Raw genomic sequence first — 26,725 nt, forward strand, 5'->3', positions numbered from 1 at the left:
CTGTCGGCGTTCGCCGACAGCATCCCGTTTGCGGTCGTGTATCGACCCGCACGCGTTCCGTTTCCTCGTCTCGACTCGCCGCATGCCATCGACACATGCGTGGCAGCAACGCCTCGTCGCCGTCGATCTCGCCGGCGTATTCGCCGAAGAGAGGAAGTCGCAGCTTAAGGACTAACACCTACGCGGTGTCGTCCGCATGCATCGACCGCATTCGCGCGGTTCACGCACCTGCCTTGATACAGAAGGCTCTGCGTGGTCTGACGATAGTTGCATGTGAATTGTCATGCATCGAACCAGAAATAGTGATTTGTCGAGCCGTTTATGTCGTCATGAAATGGCCGCAACGACACACCGGTGTCGCCGTGTCGCCGGAAACGACGGCATGCAACGACTGACGTGCGGGACGTTCAATGTTCGATTCGAAGAAGCTCAACGCGCTGCTGGCCGACTGTGTGACAGGCCGCCCGTTGCCCCAGGCGTTCTACAAGGATGCCGAACTTTTCGCCGCCGACATGGCGCTGATCTGGGAGCGCCACTGGCTGTTCGCCGGCCTGTCGTGCGAGATCAAGCGCCCCGGAGACTGGTTCACGTTGACGGTCGGCGAATCGTCGATCGTCGTCATCCGTGATCGCGACGGCGGGATCCGGGCGTTCTACAACACCTGCCGGCATCGCGGTTCGAGAATCTGCGCGGGCGAGCGCGGCTCGTCGCGCATGCTGACCTGCTCGTATCACCAGTGGACGTACGGGCTCGACGGCAGGCTCGCATTCGCCGGCAACATGGGCGAATCGTTCGATGCGTCGCAGCATGCATTGAAGCCGGTCGCCTGCGAAGTCGTGGCCGGCTACATCTTCATCAGCCTTGCCGACCAGCCCGACGACTTTTCGTCGTTCAGCCGGCGCGTCACCCCGTATCTCGCGCCGCATGGCCTCGACCATGCCAAGGTCGCATTCGAATCGACCATCGTCGAGAAGGGCAACTGGAAGCTCGTGATCGAGAACAACCGCGAGTGCTATCACTGCAGCGCGAACCACCCGGAGCTGCTGCGGACGATCTCCGAGTATGACGGGCCGACCGATCCGCGCTACGGCAGCGATGGCGTGCTGTTCGCCGAGAAGACGGCACGCGACGAAGCGCGGTGGGCGGCGGCCGGATTGCCGTATGCGCCGGTCGAGGAAGCGCCGGAATACCGGCTGATCCGGGCCGCGATGGAGCGCGGCCTGTCGTTCACGATGTCGGGCGAGCCGGCCAGCACGCGGGTCATGGGCACGCTGCCGGAGCAGGATGTCGGCTCGCTGCGCCTGCTGCGGTTCCCGAATACGTGGAATCACGCGCTCGGCGATCACGCGATCGCATTCCGGCTGTTGCCGCTCGGCCCGCGCGAGACGCAGGTCACGACGAAATGGCTCGTCCACGAAGACGCGGTCGAAGGCGTCGACTACGACCTCGACACGCTGACGGCGGTCTGGAAAGCGACGAACGAACAGGATCAGCGGCTCGTCGAGACGAACCAGCTCGGCATCAACTCGAACGGCTATGAACCCGGGCAGTATTCGCCGCTCGTCGAGAGCGGCGTGATGGCCTTCATCGACTGGTATCTCGACGCGATGCGCGATGGTCTCGCACAGTCGCGCCCGATGTTGCCGGTCCACGCCGCATGACGGCGATCGTGAACAGGTCGATCCGCGCCGGCACGCGGTAGACACCCAGCAGTAAGCATTCGCCCGGCCGTGCCGCCGATCCAGGCGGCGAAGCCGGTCATCCAGATCAATCATCGGGTGGAGTGGAACATGTTCGAACGGATTTTCCAGGTCAAGGCGGTACGGACGCTCGTCGCATGCGGCGTCGGCGCCGCAGCATTCGCAAGCGCTCAAGCGCATGCGGCCGACACTACGCAGTCCTCATGGTGCTCGGCGGCCAGGCCCGTCAAGTTCGCCGAAATGGGCTGGGACAGCGCCAAGTTCATGACCGAGGTGGTGCGCTACGTGCTCGAGAAGGGCTATGGCTGCAAGACCGAGCTGATGAGCGCGACCAATGCGATCGCGTTGCAGGCGATCACGACCGGCGACCTGAACGTGATGGTCGAGTATTGGGCCGGTCGTACGCCGGCGTACGAGAAGGCGGTCCAGGACGGGCGCGTCAAGATCGTCGGGTCGCTCGTCAACGGCGGCAGCGTCGAAGGCTATTACGTACCAGAGTACGTGATCAAGGGCGACCCCGCACGCGGAATCAAGCCGCTTGCACCCGACCTGAAGAGCGTCGCGGATCTGCCGCGGTACAAATCGGTATTCGCCGATCCGGAAGATCCGTCGCACGGCCGCTTGTACAACTGCCCGATCGGCTGGCAGTGCGAGTCCGACACCGCGCAGAAGATGAAGGCCTACAAGATCGGTGCCGCATACACGGACTTCCACCCGGGCTCGGGGCCGGCGCTCGACGCCGCCATCGAATCGGCCTTCACGCGCGGCAAGCCGATCCTGTTCTATTACTGGGAGCCGTCGACGATTCTCGGTCGCTTCCGTGCCGTCAAGCTCGACGAGCCGACGTACAACGCAGCCTGCTGGAAGACCATCAACGGAAGCAAGGATCCGAATCCGTGCGGCTCGGCATCGCCGCCGACCTCGCTGCGCGTCGTGGTGTCGAATTCGGTCGCGGATTCCGACCCGGCATTGATGTCGCTCTTCGAGAAGGTGCAGTTCTCGAATGGCGCGCTGAGCAGCACGATCGCGCGCATGGCGACGGAGAAGGTGCAGCCGCGTCAGGCGGCGGTGGATTTCCTGAAAGCGAATCCGTCGCTCGTCGCCCAATGGGTGCCGCCTGCGGCCGCACAAAAAGTGACGGCCAGCCTGAAGTGACACGCGAAGCCGTTGCCATGTGCGCGACGGCGTAAGCCAACACCGCTCGGGGCCGTCGCCGTGACGTGCATGCGATGCCCCGGGCGCTGCCCGTCCGTGGTCCCCGCCTGAAAGACAAAGGAACTGTTGTGAACGGTATCTTCTATTCGCTCGACCTCGGCGATGCGATCAACCGGTTCTTTACCGGTGTCGTCGCGCGCTACGGTGACGTGTTTCATCACGTGAGCGCCGTATTGCTGCTCTATGCGCTCAATCCCGTCGAGGCGGCGCTCAAGGCCACGCCGCCCGCGCTGGTCATCGCGGCCATCGGCGTGGTTGCGTGGGCCGGCGCCCGCCGTGTCGGCCTGGCCGTGCTGCTGATGGCGCTGACTTACGTGATCGGCTGCCTCGGGCTGTGGGACAAGCTGATGGCGACCTGCGCGATCATGCTGACCGCGCTGATCCTGACGACGCTCGTCGGCGTTCCTGCGGGCATTGCAATTTCTCGCAGCCCGGTTCTGGCGCGCGTATGCAATCCCGTGCTCGACATGATGCAGACGCTGCCGTCGTTCGTGTACCTGATTCCGGTCGTGATGCTGTTCGGGCTCGGTCGCGTGCCGGCGATCTTCGCCACGATGATCTACGCACTCCCGCCGCTCGTCCGCTTGACCGACCTGGGCCTGCGCCAGGTGCCGGAGGACGTCATCGAGGCATCGCGTTCGTTCGGCGCCACATCGTGGCAGCAACTGGTCGCGGTCGAGCTGCCGCTCGCGATGCCGTCGATCATGGCCGGCGTCAACCAGGCCGTGATGATGTCGCTCGCGATGGTCGTCATCGCATCGATGATCGGCGCGCGCGGGCTGGGCGAGGACGTGCTGTCCGGTATCAACAATCTCGATATGGGTCAGGGCATCCTGGCCGGCGCCGCCATCGTGATTCTCGCGATCGTGTTCGACCGGATTACCCAGTCTTTCGGCGTGGGCAAGCGTGCCCGCCGCCAGGTTCGGAAGTGACGCCATGAAATCTTCTACGCTTCGCAATACCCGCACGTCGCTCGACGACGATTCGGCCGGCGTGTCGCACGGACAAACCGTGGCTCGACGCGAATCGGGCACCGCTTCCGGCGCGGCCGGTCGCACGACGGACGTGCCGATACTCGAGCTGCGCCATCTGTACAAGGTCTTCAGCCCGCACCGAGGCCGCGTCGACGAGGCGATCGCGATGGCGCGAACCGGTATGCCGAAAGACGACATCCTTCAGCAGACCGGTTGCAACGTTGCCGTGCGCGACGTGTCGCTGTCGATTCGCGAAGGCGAGATCTTCGTGATCATGGGGCTGTCCGGCTCGGGGAAATCGACGCTCGTGCGTCACTTCAACCGGCTCATCGAGCCCAATTCCGGCGAGCTGCTGTTTCGCGGGACCGACGTCCTGCGTCTCGGCTCGCGCGCGCTGCGCGAGATGCGGCGCCGCCGCATCGGCATGGTGTTTCAGAGCTTCGCGCTCCTGCCGCACAAGACGGTGCTCGAGAACGTGGTGTTCGGCCGCTGGATCCGCGGCGACGCCAAAGCGGAATCCGACAACGTGGCGCGCGACTGGATCAACGGCCGGCTCGGGCTCAAGGGATACGAGCGGAAGTACCCCGACGAACTGTCGGGCGGCATGCGACAACGGGTCGGGCTGGCGCGGGCGCTCGTCTCCGAGCCCGACGTGCTGCTGATGGACGAGGCGTTCAGCGCGCTGGATCCGCTGATTCGCAGCGAAATGCAGGACATCCTGCTGGAAATGCAGGCCGAGCTGAAGCGGACGATCGTGTTCATCACGCACGATCTCGACGAGGCGATGAGGATCGGCTCGCGGATCGCGATCATGAAGGACGGCGTCGTGATCCAGGTCGGCACGCCGGACGAGATTCGCACCGCGCCGGCCAACGATTACGTGCGCCGGTTCGTGGAAGCCAGCTGAGATCGAGCGTTGCGCAGTCGTTCGCGAGTGCGCAACGCCCCCGCGATGCCGTAGCGCCGCCCGGCAGTCGCGCTCTGCCGGATCGAATCAGGCTCGGAAAAAGTCCCGTTTCATCAGTCAATAACAGAGGAGTCCAGAATGAAAAAGATCGTGCTTGCCGTCTCGTCGACGTTGGTCTGCGGCGCGGCATGGGCGCAATCGTCCGTCACGCTTTACGGCCTGATCGACGCAGGCGTGACCTATACCAATCACGTCACCGATTCGTCCGGCAAGGGCGCGTCGATTCAGTTTCAGTCGGGGGTCGCCCAATCGAGCCGCTGGGGCATGCGCGGCACCGAGGATCTCGGCGGCGGCACGAAGGCGATCTTTACGCTCGAAAGCTCGTTCGACGTCGGCACCGGCAAGCTGCTGGGAGGCGGCGCGGAGTTCGGCCTGCAATCGTTCGTCGGGCTGGCCGGGAACTGGGGCACGGTGACGCTCGGCCGCCAGTACGATTTCATCGGCTATTACTTCCCGGCTTACGCGATCGCCGCGAATACGCCGGCCGGCCTGATGGGCTGGAGCCTGCCGACGTACGCGTCAGGCGGTTACGCGCTCGATAACCGCGTGTGGGGCGATCTCGTCAACAACGCGGTGAAGTACGAGTCGCCGACCATCGGCGGCTTTACGTTCGGCGCGATGTACGGCTTCGGCAACATCGCCGGATCGCTGGGCCAGGACAGCTCCAGCAATTTCTATGTGAGCTATGCGAACGGGCCGCTCAGCGCGACGCTCGCCTACATGTCGATCCATAACGTGACGGCTACCGCCAATTCCGTCGAATATGCCGCGGGCGCCGCGTACAACATCGGCAAGGCCCGGGTGTTCGGCTATGTCACCGACGTGCGGCTGTCGAGCGGGGACAAGGCCCGTGCGACGACGGTCGAGGGCGGCGCGAGCTATCAGGTAACGCCGGCGCTGTCGCTCGCCGGCGGCTTGCAGTACCAGGCCCGCAACAACGACGTGGGCAGCGCGAACCAGGTCATCCTGAGCGCCGACTACTTCCTGTCGAAACGAACGGACGTTTATCTGGTCGGCACGCTGGCACACGATCACGGCTTCGGGACGCAGGCCGAGGCCGCATTGGGTGCATCGTCGAACACGGATGTGCAGACCGCGGTGCGCATCGGCATCCGACACAAGTTCTGACGACGAGGAGGGCGGCGAGCGTGATCGAAAGGTCGATCGCACCCGCGGCACCGCTTACTTCAACGCGCCTTCAGCCACCAGCACTTCATGCGCGGCCTTGAACGCGCTGAGCCCGTGCGGAATGCCCGAGTAAGCGGTCGCATGCAGCAGCGTCGCCTTGATCTCGTCGACGCTCACACCGTTGTTGAGCGCCCCCTTGACGTGCAGCTTGAGCTCGTTGGTATGCCCGCCGGCGGTGAGCATCGCGAGGTTCAGCAGGCTGCGCGTCTTGCGATCGAGCGTGTCGTCGCCCCAGGCCCACCCCCAGGCCCACGCGGTGGTCGTGCGCTGGAACGACATCATGAATGCGTCGGCTTTTTCCATCGACGCATCGACGTACTCGGGGCCGAGCACTTCGCGGCGAATCGGCAACCCCTTCTGAAACAGCGCATCATCTTCGTTCATGATTGAATTCCCCGGTTATTTCAAGGCTTCGGCAGCGGCGGGACAGCCGCGGCGCGAATGCGCACCGTTCTTCGATGCGAACAGGTAGCAGGCCAGCGCGGTGACGACGAGGCCCACCATCCACGACACGTCCGCGCCACCGAGAATCGATGCCCACGGGCCGTGGAAGAAACTCTCGTCCATGAACGGCACCTGGACGGCGATGCCGAACACGTAGATCGCCAGCGCCTTGACGTTGAACGCCCCGTACACGCCGCCATTGCTGCTGATGATTTCCGCGACGCGATAGTGGCGGTGGTTGACCAGGTAGAAGTCGATCAGGTTGATCGCGATCCACGGGGCCAGCACGATGCGCAGCGCGAAGATCGCGTTGAGGAAGATCGAGATGAAGTTGCTCGACGCCCACAATGCGGTCACGGTCGACGCGACCAGCAGCGCCGCCGACACGCCGACGCGCACGTTGCGGCCCGGCACCCAGTGCGGGCGGAAGGTCTGCGCGGCGGTGATGAACGACAGCACCGCGCCGTACAGGTTCATCCCGTTGTGACCGATGATGTTGACGAGGAACAGGAAGATCAGCACGTAGCCGAACGCGCCGGTCTGGTCGCGGATCGCCTGCATCGCGTCGGTCGAATGCCCGGTGCTGACGGCGAGCACGCCGAACAGGAACGCGAAGATCGTGCCCAGCGACGTGCCGAAGTAGGTGTACGCGAAGGTCTTCCCGAATCCGGCGGAAATCGGCAGATAGCGCGAATAGTCGGACGTATAGGGCGCAAAGCTGATCTGCCACACCGCGCACAGCCCGAACATCGCGAACCAGTTCGCGAGATCGAAATGGCCTTGCGCGAAGATTCGCGCGTCGAGGCTCGGCGCCATCAGCGCGATGCCGATCACGAGCGCGCTGCCCATGAACCATGCGCCGATCTTGTTGAAGCGGTGAATGAAGTGGCAGCCGATCACGCCGACCAGCGTCGCGAGCACCGCGCCGATGACCGTCGCGACGTGCACCGGCACCGTGGGCAAGGCCGTATGCAGCGTCTTGCCCGCGAGGATGATGTTCGACACGAAGAAGCCGAGGTAGATCAGCGTGGTGAATCCCACGACCAGCAGCGATCCGTAGCGGCCGAACTGCGCGCGGCTCTGGATCATCTGCGGCACGCCGACCAGCGGCCCTTGCGCGGAGGTCAGTGCATGAAAGATCGCGCCGAAGAACTGGCCGGCCGCGATCGCGAAAATCGCGCTCACCAGATCGAGGTGGAACACCAGCACCGACGTGGCGCCGGAAATCACGGCCAGCGGCGCGACGTTCGTGCAGAACCACAGGGTGAACAGGTCGGCCGGCTTGCCATGCCGCGCCTCAGGGGGAACATACTCGATCGAGTTGCTCTCGATCGCCAGAACGCCGCTATCGTTTTCCGCTTGCTTCATGGTGTCTCCATCTTTATTGCCGGCCCCGTCGTGCCACGCGCGCGGTTCTGTGTGGCGTGGCACGGCAGGGTCTGTACGGCTTCGAGTCGGTCTTGCCGGCGCATGCCGGCCCGCTCAACGCATCACGAACGGGTCGCTGATCGGATCGTCCGACGTGCGAAGCCATACCGACTTCGTCGTCGTATATTCCAGCGCGGCGCTCAGGCCGCCTTCGCGGCCGTGCCCGGACAGGCCGAAGCCGCCGAACGGCACGAGCGGCGACACTGCCCGATAGGTGTTGATCCACACGATGCCCGAGCGCACGCGCTTCGACACGCGATGCGCACGCGTGAGGTTGGTCGTGAAGATGCCGGCGGCGAGGCCATAGGCCGTGCCGTTGGCCTTCTCGATCGCTTCCTGCTCGGACTCGAACGTATCCACCGACAATACCGGGCCGAACAGTTCCGTCGTGATGCTGTCGGCGTGCTCGACGCCGGTGCAGTCGAGAATCGTCGGTGCGTAGTAATAGCCGTCGCGTTCCAGCTTCGCTCCGCCCGCGAGCACTTTTGCGCCCTGCTGCACCGAACGGGCGACCACCGCCTCGATATTGCGAAGCTGCCGCTCGGTACACAGCGGCCCGTACTCCGTCGCCATCTCGTTGGGCGACCCCACGCGAATGCGCGACACGCGCTCGACCAGCAGCGCAAGGAAGCGCTCCTTGACCGACGCCTCGATCAGCAGGCGCGAGCCGGCCACGCAGCTCTGGCCGCTCGCCGCGAAGATCGCGGCGACCTGCGCATTCACCGCGCTCTGGATATCGGTATCGGCGAACACGATGAACGGCGACTTGCCGCCGAGCTCCAGCGACACCTTCGCGAGGTTGTTGGCCGTGTTGCGCACGATGTGGCGTGCGGTCTCGGGGCCGCCGGTGAACGCGACCTTGTCGACGTCCGGGTGGCCGCTCAGCACCGCGCCGCATTCCGGGCCGAAGCCGGTAATGACGTTGACGACGCCCGGCGGGAAGCCCGCTTCGTGCACGAGGCGCGCGAATTCGAGCAACGGCCCCGGCGCTTCCTCGGACGCCTTGAGCACCAGCGTGCAGCCGGCGGCGAGGGCCGGCCCGACCTTGACCGCGGACAGGAACAGCTGGCTGTTCCAGGGCACGATCGCGGCGACCACGCCGACGGGCTGCCGGTCGAGCCACACCTGCATGTCAGGCTTGTCGACGGGGATGCTGCTGCCTTCGAGCTTGTCGGCGATGCCGGCGTAGTACCGGTAGTACTCGGCGACGTACGCGATTTGGCTGGACGTTTCCCGGATGATCTTGCCGGTGTCGTTCGTTTCGATTTCAGCGAGTCGCGGCGCGGCCTGCTCGACGAGCTCGGCGAGCCTGTACAGCAGCTTGCCGCGCGCCGACGCGGACAGGCCCGCCCAGCGCGGATCGGTCAACGCGCGGCCGGCGGCGGCCACCGCGCGGTTCACCTCGTCGGTACGGGCTTCCGGCATCTGCGCCCACACGGCGCCGGTCGCGGGATTGATGCTGCCGAACGTCGCGGCGCCGGGTTCGAACCGGCCGTCGATATACAGCTGAAAATGACCATTCATGGCATCAGCACCTCATTGGAACGCGGGCATCACGTCGCTGATCATCCGCTCGAGCGACGCCTTCTTGCGCTCGAAGCTCATCCCGGTGTCGATCCAGAACGAGTACTCGTCGAAGCCCAGCGCTTCGTAAGCTTTCAGGCGCGCGATGACTTCCGCGGGCGTGCCGATCACGTTGTTCTTGCGCATCGCTTCCGGCGTATAGAACGGGTGGGCGGCGATTTCATCGCGGCTCAACGGCTTGATCATCCCGCGGCTGACCGGCCGCTCGTTCTTGAACCACGCACCGAAGTAGTTGTAGAACACGTTGACTTCGTCGGCGGCGACCTGCGCGTCCGCCTCGCTGCTCGCCACATAGGTGTGACGCAGCAGCATGATCTGCGGGCGCGGCACGTCGCTGAACTTCTCGCATGCGGCGTTGAAGTGGCCGACGAGCTTCTCGACTTCCTCGTCGCCGAAGTGCAGCGGCGTGACCTGCACGTTGCAACCGTTGGACACCGCGAATTCGTGGCTGTTCGGGTCGCGCGCGGCCACCCAGATCGGCGGATGCGGCTGTTGCAGCGGCAGCGGCGACGAGGTGGTCGACGGGAATTGCCAGAACTCGCCTTCGTGCGCGTAATCGCCTTCCCACAGCTTCTTCACGGCCGGAATGAGTTCGCGCATGCGCTGGCCCGCGCCCCACGCATCGAGCCCCGGCGCCAGGCGCTCGTATTCGAACGAGTATGCGCCGCGCGCGATGCCGAGTTCCAGTCGCCCGTTCGTGATGATGTCGGTCATCGCCGCTTCGCCGGCGAGCTTGATCGGGTGCCAGAACGGCGCGACGACCGTGCCCGTGCCGAGCCGCACGCGCTTCGTCTTGTTCGCGAGATCGGCGAGATTGATGAACGGATTCGGCGCGATCGTGAAGTCCATGCCGTGGTGCTCGCCGGTCCAGACGGCGTGCATGCCGCCGCGATCGGCGATCTGGCACAGCTCGACCATCTCGTCGTACAGCTGCTTTTGGCTGGTCTGCTCGGAGACGCGCTCCATGTGAACGAAAAGCGAAAAACGCATGATGTGACCTTTCAGGAAAGAAGCGGGCGGACGGTGCCGGTGCTGTGATCGCCGAAGTACAGGCCATAGCTCTTCAACTGGCTCTCCTTGCGATAGCGTTCGAGCATGCTGGCGAGCGCGCTGTCCTGGAACGCGTCGGCCTCGATGTCGTCGAGACTCACGAATTCGCCGGCGGCGGCCGCTTCGTCCGGTGCGCTGCAGAGGAACGAGATGTACTGGTAGTGCGTTTCGGTATTGTTGTAGACCGAATAAATGAAGCTGGCCGATGCATCCGGCTGGTATTGCCTGAAGAGTTCGGCGAGCGCCTTGTCGGCGCCTTCGTTGCCGATTTCCTTCGACGGCAGCGCCCATTTGCGCTCGGCCGTCCGGACCATCAGGACCTTGTCGTCGCGCGTGATGATCGCGCTCACGATGACCTTCGGGCCGGCGATCACTTCGGCCGACAGCTTCGCCGGCGTGAAATAGCCGCCGCGGTAGTAGCCGAGCCCCGCGTAACCGGCGGAATGGAACGCCTCGACCTTGCCGACGATGAGCGCGTGATCGCCCGCATCGATCACCGCGTGCGTCGTGCAGTCGAACCACGCGCTGACGTCGTCGACGAGCGGATTGCGATGCGCGCTCAGGTGCCAGCCGACCTTCGCGAAGCGGTCGTCGCTCGGCCGCGCAAAGGTATTGGACAGTTCCTTTTGCCCCTCCGCGAGAATGTTGATCGCGAAGTGGCCCGTGGTGGAAAACGTCTGGAAATTGCTCGACGTCTTCGCGATGCTCACGAGCAGCAGCGCGGGGTCCAGCGACACCGACGAGAACGAGTTCGCGGTGAAGCCGAGCGGCTGGCCGTCGTCGCCGGTGGTGGTGACGATCGTCACGCCGGTCATGAACGCGCCGAACGCATCGCGCAGCTCGCGGGTGTTGAGCGTCGGGGCTTCCTGGCGGGTTACTTGGCTCATGTTCACACTTCCGATTTCAGGGGTTCCGCCTGTGGCTCGGTCTGCAACCAGGCTCGCAGGGCGCGATTGACGTGGCCGGGCGCGGTCAGGTTCACCATGTGGCGCTCGTTCTCGATCACGACGGCGGTGCCGTCATGCGCGGCCTGCGCCATCTGCATGGCCATCTCGGGCGTCGAATTCGGGTCGTCCGAGCCGGTGAGCACGAGGGCGGGGCACGCGATCCGGTGCCAGCCGTCGGCATACACTTCGTCGCCCTTCGCGAACGCGGTGTACGCGGTGGCGTAGCCCGCGAGGTTGACCGACTGCAGCCACGATTCCACCTTCCGCGCGGCGACTTGCTGCGCTTCGTCGGCGTTGAACCAGCGCTTGAGCGGCGTATCGACGTCGATGGTGCCCGAGCGCAGTTCGGCGGCGCGTTGCAGCACGGCTTCGCGCGCCTGCTCCGTGCGGCGGTACACGCCGTTCAGGACTGCCACGCGCCTGACCAGATCGGGCCGCGTCACGGCGACGCCGGCGGCGATCAGCGAGCCCATCGAGTGGCCGGCCAGGTTGACGGGGCCGACCTGCAACGCCTCGATGAACTCGATCGCCCACTGCACGAACTGCTGCAACTCGGCGCTGGCGTCGAGCGCATCGCTCGTGCCGTGGCCCGGCATGTCGACTGCGATCACGCGGAATTCATGCGACAAATCGTCGATTTGCGGATACCACGCGCTCGCCTGCATCCCCACACCGTGAATCAGCACCAGCGGCTCGCCGGCCCCGTGGTCGAGGTAGTGCGCGACGCGGTTACTGGACAGCGGCAGGGTTCTTGACGTCATTTCCGAGCTCTGCGAGATCTTTGTAGCGGTCGCCGATGCGGTGATGCGGGCGGCCGGCGGTGGCGGCGCCGATGGCGATGACCAGTTCGTCGGCGGCCGGTGCGTCCGGAATCGAGAACTGGAGCGTCAGGTAATGCGAGCGACGGCCCTCGTCGTTCTTGTCCATCATCGGGATCAGCAGCGGCGCATTGGCCGGGCCGCGCGTGTTGTTGAACGCGAGGTACGACTTCGCGCCGACGGCCGTGCGATAGGTGTTGCCGAAGTGCAGCGTGTGGATCAGCGCGGACGCATGCTCGATTTCACCGTCGAGGCCGACGATCGCGCTCTTGCCGAACGCTTCGACCGCGTCGCCCGAGCCGGCTTCGTCGAGGATCAGTCTGGTCAGGTGTTCGCTGAGTTGCGGTGCGAGTGCGCGAATTTCCGGCGACAGATCTTCGACGTACCCGCGGCCGGCCCACGGGTTCTTGATCACGGCGACCGCGCCGATCATCTTCAGCGGTTTGGCAGCGACCTTGTCGCCATCCACGTAGAGCGTCTCGACATGGAGGACGGATTTCCGAATCAGGCTCATGGCACCTTCCTTTCGTGCGTTGATTGTGGGATTCATTGTGGTATACCATGTTACGGCATGCCATGAGTGTTAACCCGTGTCTCGACCATTCCCGACCCTGGAGATGAAAATGACTGCGTACTGGATTGCCCACGTGCAAGTGCTGGACCCCGCGAAATACAAGGACTACACGGACATCGCGCCGCAGGCGTTCAGGAAGTTCGGCGCCGTCTTTCTCGCTCGGGGCGGCGCGTCGCAGGTGCTGGAGGGGGAGTCGTTCGAGCGCCACGTGGTGATCCGGTTTGCAGACATGCAAACGGCGCTGGCCTGTTATCACTCGCCGGAATATCAGGCGGCCAAGGCGAAGCGCGACGGGCATTGCCGCGCGCAGGTCGCGATCGTCGAGGGGCTGGAGGATTGACGGCGCCAGGATGGGCGCGGGATGGAAAGCGTGATGACAGTTAGGTCATAATATGGCATTCCATGCCCGCGTCCGGCGTCTGGCCGGCGGGGCACATGCCAAACACACAATCGTTTTCCGAGTGCCGCCCATGCAAGACCTCAAAATCGACCGCAATGCCAAAACCCTGCGCGAACTGACGCTCGACAAACTGCGCGGCGCGATCGTGCAGGGGTATTTCCGGCCGGGCGCGCGGCTCGTTGAACGCACGCTCTGCGACGAACTCGGCGTCAGCCGCACGGTGGTGCGCGAGGTGCTGCGCCATCTGGAGACCGAAGGGCTCGTCGAGACGGTATCGCGGCAAGGCCCGGTGGTGGCGCGGCTCGATCCGGCGCAAGTGGGCGAGATCTACGAGTTGCGCGGCCTGCTCGAAGCGAATGCCGCACGCGCCTGCGCGGAAAGCGCGACGCCCGAAGTCGTGCAGCAGCTGCGCGAGATCCGCGCGACGATCGAAACGGCGTTCGAACAGCAGGAACTGCCGCGCGTGCTCGAATACACCGAGCGCTTCTACGAAACGCTGTTCGAGGCGGCCGGCAAGCAGGTGTCGCTGACGGTCGTGAAGACGCTCAACGCGCGCATCAACCGGTTGCGCGCACTGACCATCGCGATGCCGGGCCGCGGCGGCGACTCGAACAGCGAGATGAACCGCCTGCTCGACGCGATCGAGCGACGGGACGGCGACGCGGCGTCGGCAGCGTCCGCCGCGCACATCAAGCGGGTTTCGGAACTGGCCTTGTCGGCGCTCGCGCAGCAGGACGACGCAGCGACCGACGACTGATCGCATCACGCGCGCGGGCCGCGACCCGCGCGGTTCAATCCGCCAAGGCCGCCGGCACGCAATGCCGGCGGCCTTTTGTTTTGCCCGGTGTTTTGTCCGGTTTCGTCTGCCGATTTGACTCATGGTATTCCATAATACGACGAGCATTGTTGTGGGCCATAAGATGGAATACCATAATCTCATCGAGTAACGAGTGATCACGGGAGCACGCCATGACTGAGTCGATGACCGGACAAATCGCGGAACAGGCATTCGATATCGCCGGATTCCGGCGTGCGCTGGGTGCGTTCGTCACCGGTGTGACGGTCGTCACGACGATCCAGCCCGACGGGTCGCCGCGCGGCTTCACCGCGAACTCGTTCACGTCGGTGTCGCTCGACCCGCCGCTGATACTCGTGTGCATCGCGAAGACGGCATCGAGCCACGCGGTGTTCTCGGCCACGCAACGGTTTGCCGTGAGCGTGCTCGCGGAAAACCAGGCGGACGTATCGGGCGTGTTCGCGTCGAAGGCGCAGGACAAGTTCGCGCAGGTGCCGTGGGGCACGCGCAAGACGGGCGCCCCCGTGATCCACGACGCGGCGGCGAGCTTCGACTGCCGCACGCATGACGTCGTGGACGCGGGCGACCACATCATCCTGATCGGCCGCGTGGTCGATTTCGTGCAGACGAATGCATCGCCGCTCGGCTATTGCCGGGGCGCGTACGTGAATTTCAGCCTGTCGCAGGATGCGTTGTCGGCCGCTGGCGCGCGCACCCATGTCGGCGCGATTCTCGAACATCGCGACGGGCTCGTGCTCGTCGATACGCCTCACGGCCTGCGCTTGCCGACCGGCATCAAGCTGGAACCGGCGAGCGACGCGACGAGCCTGCGCGGCGTGCTCGCGAAGCTCGGCCTCAACGCACATCTCGACTTCCTGTTTGCCGTATTCGAGGCGGCCGGCGAGCGCGAGCCGGGCGTCCACGTCTATTACCGCGGCCGCGTGATCCCGACCGGTTCGCCGTGGTTCGACGACAGCATTCGCATCGTGCCGCTCTGGCAGATTCCGTGGGACGCGATCGCCGATCACGCGGTGCGCTCGATGCTCGAACGCTATGTGCGCGAACGCAGGCAGGACGCGTACGGCATCTACGTCGGCGATTCGGACGCCGGGACGGTCCAGGCGCTGGCCCACGCGCATTGACGGCGCCGGCCGATGGCGACGTGCCGCGCGATTGCGGCGAAACCATGAAGACAAGATCGAGAAGCCGGCACGGCTGACGTCGCTGGCCTGAATACGCGCGCTCGAATGACCGCCGCTCCGGTGGCCGCGGGCCGCATCCGTTTCCCTGGAGAGAGACCATGAGCAGCAGAAGCATCCCGCGTTTTGCAGCATCGCGTCTGGCCTGTATCGTGCCGCTGGCCGCCTTGTGCGCGGCGCCGGCACTGGCCGCGGACCCGATCGTATTCACGAGCTGGGGCGGCACGACCCAATCGTCGCAACAGAAGGATTGGGCGCAGCCGTTCACGCAGGCGAGCGGCATCAACGTGCTGATGGACGGGCCGACCGACTACGGCAAGCTCAAGGCGATGGTCGAGAGCGGCAACGTCAGCTGGGACGTGGTCGACGTCGAGGGCGACTTCGCGTATGCCGCGCAAAAGGCTGGGCTGATCGAGCCGATCGACTATGCCGTCGTGAAGAAGGCCGACCTGGACCCGCGCTTCACGACGACCTCCGCGGTGGGCAGCTTCTACTACTCGTTCGTGCTCGGCTACAACAAGGCGAAGTACAGCGCCGCGCAGCCGCAAACCTGGGCGGACCTGTTCGATACGAAGCGCTTCCCGGGCAAGCGCACGTTCTACAAGTGGTCGGCGCCGGGCGTGCTCGAAATCGCGCTGCTCGCCGATGGCGTGGCGCCCAACAAGCTGTATCCGCTCGACCTCGACCGTGCGTTCAAGAAGCTCGACTCGATCAAGGGCGACATCGTCTGGTGGAGCGGCGGCGCGCAGTCGCAGCAGCTGCTCGCGTCGGGCGAAGCGCCGATCGGCATGTTCTGGAACGGCCGGCTGCATGCGCTGGCGCAGACCGGCGTGCCGGTCGGCATCTCGTGGAACCAGAACCTGACCGCCGCCGACATGCTGGTGATTCCGAAGGGCGCGAAGCATCGCGACGCGGCGATGAAGTTCCTGGCCGCCGCGACGAGCGCGCAGGCGCAGGCGAAATTCGCGGCCGATACGGGCTATGCGCCGATCAACGTGAAGTCGGCTGCGCTGATGCCGCCGGCGATCGCGAAGACGCTGCCCGACCAGTACAAGACCTCGCAGATCAATCTCGACATGAAGTACTGGGCGGACAACCGCGACGCGATCGCGAAACGCTGGTACGCGTGGCAATCGAAGTAAGCAGGCCCGTCAAAGCCGTGCCGGCACGCATGTCGATCAGGATTGCAGATCGAAGTGGGACGGCCCGGTCGAGCAACGCATCTGCATGGGGCCGGGATATCGCGCGCTGACGCGCCGACGCCGGCCGACACAGGAGACACCATGCCCAACGTACTGAGTACCGTCGCGCATCCGCCCGCGGCGGCCGCGCGCAAGCGGCGCGACTGGCGCAGCATCCGGCTGCTGGCGCCCGCGATGCTGCTGCTCGTGATCTTCTTCCTGTTGCCGGTGCTGTCGCTGCTGTTGCGCAGCGTGCTCGAGCCGACGGCCGGCCTGCACAACTACCAGCAACTGCTGGGCTCGACGACGTATCTGCGCGTGTTTGGCAATACGTTTCTTGTCGCGACGGTCGTGACGCTCGTCACGCTGCTCGTCGGCTTTCCGATGGCGTGGCTGCTCGCCATCGCGCCGCGCAAGCTCAGCGCCGTGCTGTTCGCGATCCTGCTGCTGTCGATGTGGACCAACCTGCTCGCGCGGACGTTCGCATGGATGGTGCTGCTGCAGGAGACCGGGCCGATCAACCGCGCGCTGATGGCGATCGGCGTGATCCACGAGCCGCTGTCGCTCGTGAACAACCTCACCGGCGTGACGATCGGCATGACGTACATCATGCTGCCGTTTCTCGTGATGCCGCTGCATGCGACGCTGCGCGGCATCGACCCGTCGACGCTGCGCGCGGCGGCCGTGTGCGGCGCGAGCCGCTGGCAGGCGTTCTGGCGCATCCTCGTGCCGCTCGCGATGCCGGGCGTCGCGTCGGGCGCGCTGATGGTGTTCGTGATGGCGCTCGGCTACTTCGTCACGCCCACGCTGCTGGGCGGCCCGTCGTACATGATGCTTGCCGAGCTCATCGCGCAGCTCGTGCAGGAACTGCTGAACTGGGGCCTCGCCGGTGCCGCGGCATGCGTGCTGCTCGCCGTGACGCTCGGGCTCTACGCGTTGCAGCTGCGTTTTACGGGCAGTGCGCGTACCACTGCGGGAGGCCGCTGACATGTTGCTCGATTTCGATCGCCTGGGCGCGCTGCGCTGGATGCTCGTGGCCGTGGGCGCGGCCGTCTCGCTGTTTCTGCTGTTGCCGATCGTCTTCATCGTCGCGCTGTCGTTCGGCGATTCGCAGTGGCTGATCTTCCCGCCGCCGGGCTGGACGCTCGAATGGTATCGGCAGCTGTTCACTGATGCCGGCTGGATCGATTCGCTGCTGACCAGCGTGAAGCTGGCCGTGATCGTCACCGCGCTGTCCGTGTCGATCGGCTTTCTCGCGTCGCTGGCGCTGGTGCGCGGCAAGTTTCGCGGCCGCGAGGCGGTGCGGGGCTTCTTCCTCACGCCGATGGTGCTGCCCGTCGTCGTGCTCGCCGTCGCGCTCTATGCGTTCTTCCTGCGCATCGGCCTGAACGGCACGATGACCGGCTTCGTGATCGGCCACCTGATCATCGCGTTGCCGTTCTCGATCATCTCGATCAGCAACTCGCTCGTGAGCTTCGACACCGCGCTCGAGGACGCCGCGCTGATCTGCGGCGCGTCGCCGCTCACGGTGAAGCTGCGCGTCACGCTGCCCGCGATCCGGCTCGGCCTGTTTGCCGCCGCGATCTTCGCGTTCCTCGCGTCGTGGGACGAAGTCGTGGTGTCGATCTTCATGTCGAGCCCGATGCTGCAAACGCTGCCCGTGCGGATCTGGGCGACCTTGCGGCAAGACCTGACTCCCGTCGTGGCGGCCGCGTCGTCGCTGCTCGTCGGGTTGACGACCGTATTGATGCTGGCGGGCGCCGTGGTGCGCCGCGCACGCGCTCACTGAGGGTACCCGCCATGACTGCATTCCTGCAAATCCAGCGCCTGCGCAAGACCTACGACGACGTCGTCGCGATCGACCAGGTTTCGCTCGACGTGCGCAAGGGCGAATTCATGACCTTCCTCGGGCCGTCGGGCTCGGGCAAGAGCACGACGCTCTATATCGTCGCGGGCTTCCAGGAGCCGACCGACGGACGCGTGCTGCTCGACGGCAAGTCGCTGCTGTCGGTCGCGCCGAACCAGCGCCACATCGGCATGGTGTTTCAGCGCTATACGCTGTTCCCGCATCTCACCGTGGGCGAGAACGTGGCGTTTCCGCTGCGGGTGCGCCGCCGGCCTGAAGCCGAAATCCGCGCGAAAGTGGAGCAGATGCTCAAACTCGTGCATCTGGCCGAGTGCCGCGACCGCATGCCCGCGCAGCTCTCCGGCGGACAACAGCAGCGCGTCGCCATCGCCCGCGCGCTTGCCTACGATCCGCCCGTGCTGCTGATGGACGAGCCGCTGTCCGCGCTCGACAAGAAGCTGCGTGAGGAAATCCAGCTCGAATTGCGCCGCATTCACCAGGAAACCGGCGTGACGATCCTGTATGTCACGCACGACCAGGAAGAGGCGCTGCGTCTGTCGGATCGCATCGCCGTGTTCAACCAGGGCCGCATCGAGCAGGTCGGCACCGGCGAGGAACTGTATGCGAACCCCGCTTCGCGCTTCGTCGCGAGCTTCATCGGCAATTCGAATTTCCTGCCGCTCAAGGTGACGAAGCACAGCGGCGGGCGCATGAGCGGCGTGCTGCCCAACGGTCTCGAAACGGCGTCGGACGTGTTTCATTCGACGCTCGCTGTCGGCGACGAAGGCGCGCTGATGATCCGCCCGGAACAGATGAGGCTGAGCTCGCTGCAACGCGCGGGTGGGGCGGGCGGCGCGGCGGGCCTGCCCGTGACCGTGCGCGACGTCACCTATCTCGGCGATGCGATGCACTACGCGGTGGCGACGCCGTGGCAGCAGGAGATTTCGATCCGGATGCCGGCCGCGCATCGCCATGACAGCGGCATCGTGATCGGCGCGCAGGCGTTCGTTGACTGGGATGCGCGCGACGTGCGCCTGTTCGCGCAAGCCTGACGGCGACGATCATGAGTCCCGCACTGCCGTCACTGAAAGTCCAGCGGCCCACCGCCACGCTGCGGGAGCTCGCGCTCGAGAAAATGCGCAGCGCCATCCTGGACGCGCATTTCCAGCCGGGCGAGCGGCTCGTCGAACGCTCGCTCTGCGAGATCCTCGGCGTGAGCCGAACGGTCGTGCGCGAGGTCCTGCGGCATCTGGAAACGGAGGGCCTCGTCGCTTCGCTGCCGAACCAGGGGCCGATCGTTGCCGTGCTCGATTTCGACACGGCGGCCGAAATCTACGAGATCCGAGCGCTGCTGGAGGGCGAGGCGGCGATGGCCTGCGCGCAGCATGCCGACGCGCCGCTCGTCGCGGAACTGGCGGCCTGCATCGACAAAATCCAGGCCGCGTTCGACGCCCAGGATCATCAGGCGGTGAAGGTGCTCACGTCGGCCTTCTACGAGCGTATGTTCAATGCCGGTAAAAAGCATGTCGCGTGGGAGATCGTGCAGTCGTTGATCGCGCGCATCAACCGCTTGCGCGCGCTGACGATTGCTTCCGACGATCGCGGCACGCGGGCGGTCGACGAGATGCGTGCGATTCTCGCGGGCATCTCGTCGGGCAATGGCGCCGCGGCGCGCGAGGCAGCCATCGCGCACGTGCACCGGGTGGCCGAGATCGCGCGCAAGCTGCTGGCGCAGGGGCACGAGAGCGCTTCGTGGCGTCATGCGGGGTGACGTGTTTCGACGCGCGGTGGCGGACACTCATTTGTATTGCGAAATGATTAACTGACTCGCAGCCGCTTGCCGATTGAATTTTTACGGACCGGGCCATGCCCGGTCCGACACACGCATTTTTATCTCCGGAAGGAACGAACGTGGAATTGAATACGCTGTTGAAGGATCCGGCGCTGTTGCGCCAGCACGCTTACATCGACGGTCAATGGTGCGAGGCCGACTCGGGCGCAAGCTTCGGCGTGCTCGACCCGGCAACGGGCGCAACGCTCGGCAGCGTCCCGCTGATGGGCGAAGCCGAGACATCGCGCGCGATCGCTGCCGCGAATGCCGCATGGCCCGCGTGGCGCGCGACGACGGCGAAGGAGCGTGCGCGCATCCTGCGCCGCTGGTACGAGCTGATGATCGAACACGCCGACGATCTCGCGCTGATCCTCACCGCGGAGCAGGGCAAGCCGCTGGCCGAGGCGAAGGGCGAAATCGTCTACGGGGCGTCGTTCATCGAATGGTTCGCCGAAGAAGGCAAGCGCGTGGCGGGCGATACGCTCGCGACACCGGCAGCGGACAAGCGTCTGGTGGTGGTCAAGGAGCCCATCGGCGTGTGCGCGGCGATCACGCCGTGGAATTTCCCGAACGCGATGATTACGCGCAAGGTCGGGCCGGCGCTGGCCGCCGGCTGCCCGATCGTCGTGAAGCCCGCCGAAGCCACGCCGTTCTCGGCGCTCGCGCTGGCCGTGCTCGCCGAGCGCGCAGGCGTGCCGAGGGGTGTGCTCAATATCGTCACCGGCGATCCGAAGGCGATCGGCGGCGCGATGACGAGCAGCCCGGTGGTGCGCAAGCTTTCGTTTACCGGATCGACGGGCGTCGGCCGGCTATTGATGGCGCAAAGCGCGCCGACAGTGAAGAAGGTGACGCTCGAACTGGGCGGGAACGCACCGTTCATCGTGTTCGACGATGCGGATCTCGATGCCGCCGTGGCGGGCGCGATCGCGTCGAAGTACCGCAACAACGGGCAGACGTGCGTGTGCACCAATCGTTTCTACGTGCATGACCGGATTTACGACGCGTTTGCCGCGAAGCTGGTTGAGGCCGTGAAGGGCCTGAAGGTCGGGCACGGCACCGAAAGCGGCGTGACGCTGGGGCCGCTGATCAACGACGCGGCGCTGACCAAGGTCGAAGCGCACATCGCCGATGCGCTCGGCAAAGGCGCGACGCTCGCGACCGGCGGCAAGCGGCATGCACTCGGGCAGGGTTTCTTCGAACCGACGGTGCTGCTGAACACCACCGCGCAGATGGACGTCGCGCGAGAGGAAACGTTCGGCCCGCTCGCGCCGCTGTTCCGCTTCTCGAGCGACGAGGAAGTGGTGAAGCTCGCCAACGACACCGAGTTCGGGCTGGCCGCTTATTTCTACAGCCGCGATGTCGGGCGCGTGTGGCGGGTCGCCGAGCAGCTCGAATACGGGATGGTGGGGATCAACACGGGGCTCATTTCGAACGAGGTCGCGCCGTTTGGTGGTGTGAAGCAGTCGGGGCTGGGGCGCGAAGGGTCGCACTACGGGATTGATGATTATCTGGTGATCAAATATCTGTGTATGGCGGTTTGATTGTCGGGGGGCGACGCTGCGCGAGAAAAAATCTTCGTGGGTTTTCGGTGGATGTTGCTTGTCGACCCATAAGAGACAGATGCAATTCCTGAAAGCGGTCGCACGTAGCAGCGTCGGCCGACGGGAAGTGGTTGCGGCGCGTCTCGTCGCTCCCCCGTTTCACTCGGACGCGTCCTCGATAGCCTTCAAAATCGTTCGTTGGTCGTCAATGACACTCTCATCTCCGGAAAAGCGGGACATTTCCATATGTCCATCGTCGAACACGTCGATCTCGATACGCTCACCTGGCACAGTTATGGAGATCAGAATGGTGTCTGGGCGATGCCGGCCCAATGTATAAAAGAGGCGGCGATCGTCGAGGTCTCTGAGCAATTCGTACACGGTGTGCGACATATGTCCCCCGTCACGGTCAGCAGATATCGCCCCATGATAGACCGTTGAACTTGCCGATAGCAGCCGCTTGCCTTCCTCAGCACCTGGTCGAATGGCGAACTTCGACCGATCCCGTGCGGGCCGCTGGTAAACTCGGGCCGCCCAAGCAACTTTTCCCGGCCTCGTGAGCTCGCCCCCCACCGCAGCACCTGCCCCTGTCACTCCAATGATGCAGCAGTACCTGCGCCTTATGTGACAAGCCTCAGCAGACAAAGCTACGCCAAATCCTACGTCGGTGCTTTTTGGAGATTGGCCGTTATCGACCCAAAGCCGCCATCGATGACGTTTGGCTGAGCGTCTGCTTTCAGTGGCTCATCATCTCATCGCAATCCAAGGAAGGTGCGGGCCTCGCGGTTCAGGCCCGCTATATTTATTTTCAGCTCATCAACGTAAATCTTTTTTAGAACCTTTTGCTGCAGCTCTTCAAGTGCACGCTCAAGACTATCAACGTTATGACACATGTCGTAGGCAGCCAGATACCCGTGAGTGCGCGATGCGAGCGTGCTACCGAGTTTCGCCAGGGTGATACGTCGTGCAAGCAGTTCGGGAATAGATCCCAACCCAAGCAACTCATCGCGAATTCCATGAATTTGCTTGGCGGTAAGTTCGAGTCGATACTCGTCGGCTGCCGGCACCAAGCTAACGCCGAGAAATTCCGCCGGTTCCCCAGGTTCATAGATGACCGATTTCGATTCTTTCTCCAGGCCAACGGGTGGAACAGTCAATCCAATAGGCGCTAGTTGTTCAGTACAAAAGATAGCTAGTTGCTCACACTCGTGTCGTGACGACGCCAGAAAAATCAAGTCATCTGCATAGCGGACGGCGTGCAAGCTCCTGCGCTCGATTTCTTTATCGAACTGAGCGAGCATAAGGTTTGAGAGGAATGGCGACAGTGGCATGCCTTGCCGAACTCCTCGGTCCGGTCTGATGCCCAAAGCGGCGATGCGCTTTTTGGCAGAGCCGTTCACCGAATCAATTTCGCAATGAATAGCTTCCGCGAGAATTGGATAGAGTGATGACTCACGGATACTTCGCTTCAGAGCGCGCTCGAGGTCCGCTCTGTCGATTGAGTCAAAGAACGACGTGATGTCTGTCTTGTATACCCAAGGGTATTTTTTTCGCAGTTCGCAGGCATCGTGAACAGCCAGCTTGACACCTCGCTTTCTCACGAAACCGTAGCTCACCTTGTTGGCCAAACGATCTGAGTAGCGCAACTCAAGGAAATCGAGGAGCGCTCGCTGGATAATCCGGTCTTGCACCGTAGGTACGCAAATCAGCCGGTCTTTTCCATTGGATTTCTTTATGAGATGTGGCCGAAGTGCAGAAAACTGAAATTCGCGATGTCTTAGCCGCCTGGCTAGACGGATCAGATGATTTTTGTGGTCGGCGGTGAAATCATTAATCGAGACGTTATCTATTCCCGTGGAGTTTCGCGAACGAGGAGAAGATTTGCTATATAGATTCAGCCACGTATTTCGCAACGCATTAAGAGAAAGCGCTGCTGAGTAAGCATTCGTCATTTCAGGTGCTTTGCTGGCGTTGTACAGCCACCCTAGACCAGCAGCAGAAGAGCCCCTCGGCATCGTCGTTGCGGCGCGCATCTTGCGACACGGACCCGCCCCAGATTCCGCCGGTCACGCTCACGCGATCGCTCGCATGTGCGCCAGAGAGCCGATTGGTAACGTGCAGCGCAACCCGCAGAGATGCCCTTGGGCGCGCGCCGCCAACCGAAGCGGCTACCGAAACGTAAACGCTTCTCATTTCTACCCCCGTTTTACTGGTTTTAGGCCCGATGATGCTGAGAACGGCGGCCAAGACCGCACAAACCAGCGTCCGGCCAGGAAAACCGGAGCTGCGCCGAGATGCGCTACGCTGCGACTTTGCCAGCGCGCCCGCCTCCCTGCCTTCGGGGTGCCCTGCACGTTCGGTAATCGCCTCCCCAACAATTCTAGGGCAAGAAGGCGACCCATTCGCCCCATCGGCATCGTCGTTGCGGCGCGCATCTTGCGACACGGACCCGCCCCAGATTCCGCCGGTCACGCTCACGCGATCGCTCGCATGTGCGCCAGAGAGCCGATTGGTAACGTGCAGCGCAACCCGCAGAGATGCCCTTGGGCGCTACCGTACCGGCGTATTTTGCCGGAATGTAATTTTTCCCACAACTCGTGAGTCGCCCAAGTGTCCGATATGCAAACAGCTGAATGACCGCAACCTATAGCTGTCACTCACATGTATCCTTTCAATGTCCATCCTTGGCCGCGTCCTAGCGCTGGGGAATGTAACGGTCGCGAGTTCCCGTTGTCTACGCGCAGCCTCCCAATCATGAAGCGTAGCCACACCGGGGAGCCTCTTTCCGTTTGGCCTGGTGGGTTCAGAAAGTCAGCGGATAAGCTATCCGAAAACCCGAGCCCATACTGCCCGAAGGCGTCGCGCGCGATCTTCGAAGAGATATGAGGCTGCCAGCGTCAAGAGGCCTGAAATTGCCCCCGTCACGATGTGCTCGATATAGGGGATACGGTAGTGACTCGTGTGCGAGTAAGCGTCGCCCAACGTTGTCAGGACGCCAACGACTAGCGCATTGCCGTATCGATGTGCGTAGAGTTTCGTCGCTGGCGTGAAAGTCAAAAGTACAGCCAGGAGTCCAGTAAGCAGACCTGTATGAAATGCAATAGTCCAGTGGGCAAGGCTCATGATATTGCCCCAGCTCCCCGGCATGCAGGTCATGCACGCACTGGTCGGCTGCCAGAAACGCTGGATAAACAGTTTGACGCGGCGCTTCCACTCGGTTGACATGATGTATTCCCATCAATGCCGTCGCCACGGCCGACGCCACCACACGTCTCGTTGAAACAGTTTCCAAACCCTTTAACGAGCTTGCCGCCCTCGTCATGGATGGGCTGACTATGCGCCGTAGAGGCCGAGCAATCATCTGGACATGGGGAATACTACTCCACGATCAGACGACCGCTGTTTCAACCGAGACCGGAAATCAACTCTTGCGTCTATCGGTGCGGTTCCGTCCATGACGGGCATCGAGCGATGCGCTTCCGCGCGAAGTCGACGTCCGGCATCGACCCATTCCAGTCCGTCGCTACGAATGTATCAATGGCGGTTACCATGCGTAAAGCGGACACACGTCGCAGGCAATCATTTCCTTGAGAGCAACGGCCATTAGGGAAAATGTACGATGTGCCGAGAACGCCCGATAGATTATCCAGACCAGTGAAGAGACGTACGCTACATGCCCCCGTACCTGAGCCAAATTACCAGACTCCTGAAAAGCATCCTCTTGATCCAACCGGAGTCGTCCAAAATCCCGTCGGCGCAGTTCTTTCCTGGAAAGCCTTCCCCGCGTCCTTTCTCGGGAGGGATCGCCATGACCTGGTGGTACTCCAACGATACGTTCCATGCCGTTGACGCAGTTGCAGCGCTAACGATTCAAAGCTCTCCGGACTTCAGGGACTGCGACCTGAAGACTGTTTGTTCAGTCATAACATCAACGATTCAAGAGCATTGCCTGGACAGAGACCTCTTCGACGGCGATGCCGTGTTCCTACGACTACAAAAAACACTTTTCGACTGTCGGAAACCATCCCCGCTGGAACTTGCCGAGTCGATCAGTGACGCGATCGCTGCGAACCTCATTGCAAAGATAGGTCGTCGATGCACAATCTACGCGGTTCCGCGATTTAAGCCCGCGAGCTTTCAGCTCGAGAGCGAATCCGTTGAAGTAATCTCCAAGTACGATGCCGTCGCCTGGGATAAATTGATGGAAAGGGGCTTTGAGTTAAACGGATGGTCACCTTTGCATCCATATATTGATGGCAGGCTCGATGCTACGTATACCCCTCCATCTGACTTTGAATGCGTTCTCGTTGCGGAAGAAAATGGTACCCCCGACGGAGCGAGGTTCAACAGCGTTCTCAGGTTTAGGAAACTGGCAGCCGTTCTCCACGCGGTCGTTAGCAGGGGATGTGAAGGTGGCATACATAAGGCGATGGCGCGCCCATTCGAGTTTCTCGTTCAATTCCCGCATTGTTCTGCGCCTGAAAGAAATTTCATTCGAAACGATTGCCCCCCCGGTCATTCCGTACTTCGTCCGCGACATCCATGTTACAAACGAGAACATCCAGTCCATTCGATCTTGGTACGAAACTACCGAAAGCTGTGATAAACCCCATCGAGATCGAATCGAAAAAGCGGCCAATTTTCTCAATCGTGGCTTGAATGCCGAAGACATCGAAGCGTATATCAATTATTTTGTCACACTGGATGCGCTATTTGGGCGGCGCGGTTCAGTAGAAGATTCTATTCTTCACGGGGTGAAATCTCTCCAGCTGGACGGGCCGTTCGCGGAAAAAGCACAATGGCTATTCGAGCTACGCAACGAGATAGTTCATGGCGGCAGCAGGCACTTGTCGGAGTGGCCGAAATACTCGCGCTACACGCAGCATTTTCGTTCGAAGCCGATGCACGATGTCCGCGTTTTAGCCCAGCGGGCAGTGCTAGGAGCACCGTATTTGTTCTCTAGCTGATCCAGCTTGGGGCCCGGGGAGTTGTGACTCAACCGTCTTTGCCGGACAGACCTATGAGGGCTGCTTCCAGGCGAT

The 26,725-nt window shown here is 63.3% G+C and carries 25 protein-coding genes; 15 read left to right on the forward strand and 10 right to left on the reverse strand.

Translation table 11 applies throughout. The annotated features are described in order from the left end of the window. The first annotated feature begins 410 nt into the window (after positions 1-410). From BX604_RS24320 to BX604_RS24340, 5 genes are all read left to right on the forward strand, one after another. Positions 411-1,661: an aromatic ring-hydroxylating oxygenase subunit alpha gene (locus tag BX604_RS24320; RefSeq protein ID WP_098553393.1), complete on the forward strand. Its 1,251-nt coding sequence runs from the start codon at positions 411-413 to the stop codon at positions 1,659-1,661. 129 nt (positions 1,662-1,790) lie between these two features. Beyond that, positions 1,791-2,855: a glycine betaine ABC transporter substrate-binding protein gene (locus BX604_RS24325; RefSeq protein ID WP_143748097.1), complete on the forward strand. Its 1,065-nt coding sequence runs from the start codon at positions 1,791-1,793 to the stop codon at positions 2,853-2,855. Positions 2,856-2,983: 128 nt separating this feature from the next. Next, positions 2,984-3,847 (forward strand): ABC transporter permease, encoded by an 864-nt coding sequence (locus BX604_RS24330; protein ID WP_208450346.1) that lies wholly within the window; start codon positions 2,984-2,986, stop codon positions 3,845-3,847. Between the two features lie 4 nt (positions 3,848-3,851). Beyond that, positions 3,852-4,796 (forward strand): betaine/proline/choline family ABC transporter ATP-binding protein, encoded by a 945-nt coding sequence (locus BX604_RS24335; RefSeq protein ID WP_098553396.1) that lies wholly within the window; start codon positions 3,852-3,854, stop codon positions 4,794-4,796. A 138-nt stretch (positions 4,797-4,934) separates the two neighbouring features. Then, positions 4,935-5,984, forward strand: coding sequence for a porin (locus BX604_RS24340; protein WP_098553397.1), 1,050 nt, complete (start codon positions 4,935-4,937; stop codon positions 5,982-5,984). Between the two features lie 54 nt (positions 5,985-6,038). Here the strand turns inward: BX604_RS24340 and BX604_RS24345 are convergent, their stop codons facing one another. The 7 genes from BX604_RS24345 to BX604_RS24375 form a co-directional block, all read right to left on the reverse strand. Then, on the reverse strand, positions 6,039-6,428 hold the full coding sequence (locus BX604_RS24345; protein WP_098553398.1) for a carboxymuconolactone decarboxylase family protein: 390 nt from the start codon (positions 6,426-6,428) through the stop codon (positions 6,039-6,041). A 15-nt stretch (positions 6,429-6,443) separates the two neighbouring features. Further along, positions 6,444-7,856 carry a purine-cytosine permease family protein gene (locus BX604_RS24350; protein ID WP_098553399.1) on the reverse strand — a complete coding sequence of 471 codons (1,413 nt, stop codon included), beginning with the start codon at positions 7,854-7,856 and terminating at the stop codon, positions 6,444-6,446. Positions 7,857-7,970: 114 nt separating this feature from the next. Further along, positions 7,971-9,440 carry an aldehyde dehydrogenase gene (locus tag BX604_RS24355; RefSeq protein ID WP_098553400.1) on the reverse strand — a complete coding sequence of 490 codons (1,470 nt, stop codon included), beginning with the start codon at positions 9,438-9,440 and terminating at the stop codon, positions 7,971-7,973. 12 nt (positions 9,441-9,452) lie between these two features. After that, positions 9,453-10,490 carry an LLM class flavin-dependent oxidoreductase gene (locus BX604_RS24360; protein ID WP_098553401.1) on the reverse strand — a complete coding sequence of 346 codons (1,038 nt, stop codon included), beginning with the start codon at positions 10,488-10,490 and terminating at the stop codon, positions 9,453-9,455. Positions 10,491-10,501: 11 nt separating this feature from the next. Beyond that, positions 10,502-11,437, reverse strand: a complete 936-nt coding sequence (locus BX604_RS24365; RefSeq protein WP_098553402.1) for a flavin reductase — start codon at positions 11,435-11,437, stop codon at positions 10,502-10,504. Positions 11,438-11,439: 2 nt separating this feature from the next. Next, positions 11,440-12,258, reverse strand: coding sequence for an alpha/beta fold hydrolase (locus tag BX604_RS24370; protein WP_098553403.1), 819 nt, complete (start codon positions 12,256-12,258; stop codon positions 11,440-11,442). After that, positions 12,227-12,829 (reverse strand): amino acid synthesis family protein, encoded by a 603-nt coding sequence (locus tag BX604_RS24375; RefSeq protein ID WP_098553404.1) that lies wholly within the window; start codon positions 12,827-12,829, stop codon positions 12,227-12,229. The genes BX604_RS24370 and BX604_RS24375 overlap by 32 nt, the downstream gene beginning before the upstream one ends. 109 nt (positions 12,830-12,938) lie before the next feature. Between BX604_RS24375 and BX604_RS24380 the strand changes: the two genes are divergently transcribed. From BX604_RS24380 to BX604_RS24425, 9 genes are all read left to right on the forward strand, one after another. Continuing rightward, positions 12,939-13,229 carry a DUF1330 domain-containing protein gene (locus BX604_RS24380; RefSeq protein ID WP_098554023.1) on the forward strand — a complete coding sequence of 97 codons (291 nt, stop codon included), beginning with the start codon at positions 12,939-12,941 and terminating at the stop codon, positions 13,227-13,229. Positions 13,230-13,359: 130 nt separating this feature from the next. Further along, positions 13,360-14,046 (forward strand): GntR family transcriptional regulator, encoded by a 687-nt coding sequence (locus BX604_RS24385; RefSeq protein WP_179894870.1) that lies wholly within the window; start codon positions 13,360-13,362, stop codon positions 14,044-14,046. A 224-nt stretch (positions 14,047-14,270) separates the two neighbouring features. Further along, positions 14,271-15,227, forward strand: a complete 957-nt coding sequence (locus BX604_RS24395; protein WP_179894905.1) for a flavin reductase family protein — start codon at positions 14,271-14,273, stop codon at positions 15,225-15,227. A gap of 158 nt (positions 15,228-15,385) precedes the next feature. After that, positions 15,386-16,426 carry an ABC transporter substrate-binding protein gene (locus BX604_RS24400; protein ID WP_098553408.1) on the forward strand — a complete coding sequence of 347 codons (1,041 nt, stop codon included), beginning with the start codon at positions 15,386-15,388 and terminating at the stop codon, positions 16,424-16,426. A 141-nt stretch (positions 16,427-16,567) separates the two neighbouring features. Next, positions 16,568-17,452 (forward strand): ABC transporter permease, encoded by an 885-nt coding sequence (locus tag BX604_RS24405; RefSeq protein ID WP_098553409.1) that lies wholly within the window; start codon positions 16,568-16,570, stop codon positions 17,450-17,452. Between the two features lies 1 nt (position 17,453). After that, positions 17,454-18,254, forward strand: a complete 801-nt coding sequence (locus BX604_RS24410) for an ABC transporter permease (RefSeq protein WP_098553410.1) — start codon at positions 17,454-17,456, stop codon at positions 18,252-18,254. 11 nt (positions 18,255-18,265) lie between these two features. Further along, positions 18,266-19,363 (forward strand): ABC transporter ATP-binding protein, encoded by a 1,098-nt coding sequence (locus tag BX604_RS24415; RefSeq protein WP_098553411.1) that lies wholly within the window; start codon positions 18,266-18,268, stop codon positions 19,361-19,363. An 11-nt stretch (positions 19,364-19,374) separates the two neighbouring features. Further along, positions 19,375-20,082 (forward strand): GntR family transcriptional regulator, encoded by a 708-nt coding sequence (locus tag BX604_RS24420; protein ID WP_098553412.1) that lies wholly within the window; start codon positions 19,375-19,377, stop codon positions 20,080-20,082. Positions 20,083-20,177: 95 nt separating this feature from the next. Further along, positions 20,178-21,683 (forward strand): NAD-dependent succinate-semialdehyde dehydrogenase, encoded by a 1,506-nt coding sequence (locus BX604_RS24425; protein WP_373562434.1) that lies wholly within the window; start codon positions 20,178-20,180, stop codon positions 21,681-21,683. Between the two features lie 159 nt (positions 21,684-21,842). Here the strand turns inward: BX604_RS24425 and BX604_RS24430 are convergent, their stop codons facing one another. From BX604_RS24430 to BX604_RS39725, 3 genes are all read right to left on the reverse strand, one after another. Beyond that, entirely contained in the window at positions 21,843-22,076 is a 234-nt protein-coding gene (locus tag BX604_RS24430; protein WP_098553413.1) for a hypothetical protein, read from the reverse strand. Between the two features lie 359 nt (positions 22,077-22,435). Continuing rightward, positions 22,436-23,635 carry a reverse transcriptase domain-containing protein gene (locus BX604_RS24435; RefSeq protein ID WP_179894871.1) on the reverse strand — a complete coding sequence of 400 codons (1,200 nt, stop codon included), beginning with the start codon at positions 23,633-23,635 and terminating at the stop codon, positions 22,436-22,438. A gap of 871 nt (positions 23,636-24,506) precedes the next feature. Beyond that, positions 24,507-24,908 carry a hypothetical protein gene (locus BX604_RS39725; protein WP_098553415.1) on the reverse strand — a complete coding sequence of 134 codons (402 nt, stop codon included), beginning with the start codon at positions 24,906-24,908 and terminating at the stop codon, positions 24,507-24,509. 1,028 nt (positions 24,909-25,936) lie between these two features. On the opposite strand from BX604_RS39725, the gene BX604_RS38555 reads away from it, so the two are divergent. Then, entirely contained in the window at positions 25,937-26,650 is a 714-nt protein-coding gene (locus tag BX604_RS38555; RefSeq protein ID WP_143748098.1) for a hypothetical protein, read from the forward strand. Positions 26,651-26,725 lie beyond the last annotated feature (75 nt).

The sequence above is a fragment of the Burkholderia sp. JKS000303 genome, from assembly GCF_002563755.1.
GTDB lineage: Bacteria > Pseudomonadota > Gammaproteobacteria > Burkholderiales > Burkholderiaceae > Burkholderia > Burkholderia anthina_B.